Origin of the sequence: Bacillus sp. C30 (genome assembly GCF_040838255.1) — a bacterium.
Lineage (GTDB): Bacteria > Bacillota > Bacilli > Bacillales > Bacillaceae_G > Bacillus_A > Bacillus_A mycoides.
The window spans coordinates 1-1,518 of sequence record NZ_JBFPJH010000554.1; the positions used below are offsets into that span (position 1 = coordinate 1).

Consider the following 1,518-nt stretch of genomic DNA (forward strand, 5'->3'; position numbering starts at 1 on the left):
CTCTATTTCCTATTTTTAATTTCCTCTTTCATACTTTCCACAAACGCATCTAGTTCAACAACTTCTGACTTCTCTTCACCATATTTCCGTACATTTACAGCTTCGCTTTCCATTTCCTTATCCCCAATAACAAGAACATACGGAACTTTTTGCATTTGCGCTTCTCTAATTTTATATCCTAACTTTTCATCTCGTATATCTCGTTCGACACGAATTCCGGCTTGTGCTAATTTATCTGCAATCCTATTTACATATTGTTCATGCACTGCATTTGAAACTGGAATTACTTTCACTTGAACTGGTGCCACCCACGCTGGGAACGCGCCTCCAAAGTGCTCAATTAATATTGCTAAAAAACGGTCTAAAGATCCTAAAACTGCTCGGTGAATGACAACTGGTCTTCTTTTTTCATTATTTTCATCTATATAATTTAAATCAAATTTTTCTGGCATTTGGAAATCAAGTTGGACTGTTCCGCACTGATGACTTCTATTTAAAGCATCTTTAATATGGAAATCAATTTTCGGACCGTAGAATGCACCGTCACCTTCATTTAATCTATATTTATAATTTAATGACTGTAATACATTTTCTAATGCCAATTCTGCTTGCTCCCATAATTTATCATCACCCATTGAATCTTCTGGACGAGTAGAAAGCTCTACTTCATACTCGAAACCAAAAGTTTTATACACATAGTCAATTTGCGCCAACACTGATTTGATTTCATCTTCAATTTGTTCTGGTGTTACAAATAAATGAGCATCATCTTGGCAGAAAGTACGAACTCTTAATAATCCGTTTAAAGCGCCACTAAATTCATGTCGATGCACTTGACCGAACTCACACATACGAATCGGTAATTCACGATAAGAATGTAATTTATTTTTAAACATAAGCATATGGCCTGGGTAATTCATCGGTTTTAACGCAAAACTTTTATGATCTACTTCTGAGAAATACATATTGTCTTTGTAATGTCCCCAGTGTCCTGACTTCTCCCATAATTCTTGATTCATCATAAATGGAGTACGCACTTCTTGATAATTGTACTCATTTTGAATTTCTCTTAAAAATGCTTCTAATTCATTGCGAATAATCTGTCCTTTTGGCAAGTAAAAGGGCATTCCCGGAGCCTCTTCCGAAAACATAAACAATTCAAGTTCACTACCTAATTTCCGATGATTTCTCTTTGCGGCCTCCTCAACAAAATGTAAATACTCTTCTAATTTTTGTTGAGAAGAGAAAGCAACACCATATATACGCTGAAGCACTTGATTGTTACTATCACCTCGCCAATATGCACCAGAAACATGAGTTAATTGAAATGCTTTCAAATAACCAGTAGATGGCAAATGTGGTCCTCTACATAAATCTACAAATTCACCTTGTTTATACAGTGTTACACTTTCTCCATTAGGAATTGCTTCTAAAAGCTCTAATTTCAAACTATCATTCATTTCTTGAAACAATTCTTTTGCTTCTTCTCGAGAAACCTCAACTCGCTCTATCTTTACA

General features: G+C 35.2%; 1 protein-coding gene. It reads right to left on the reverse strand.

All coding sequences use genetic code 11. From position 1 onward, the window contains the following. Window positions 1-2: 2 nt before the first annotated feature. Window positions 3-1,518: threonine--tRNA ligase (thrS, locus tag AB3X49_RS22775; RefSeq protein WP_367964912.1), on the reverse strand; the 1,516-nt coding region annotated here is incomplete at its 5' end.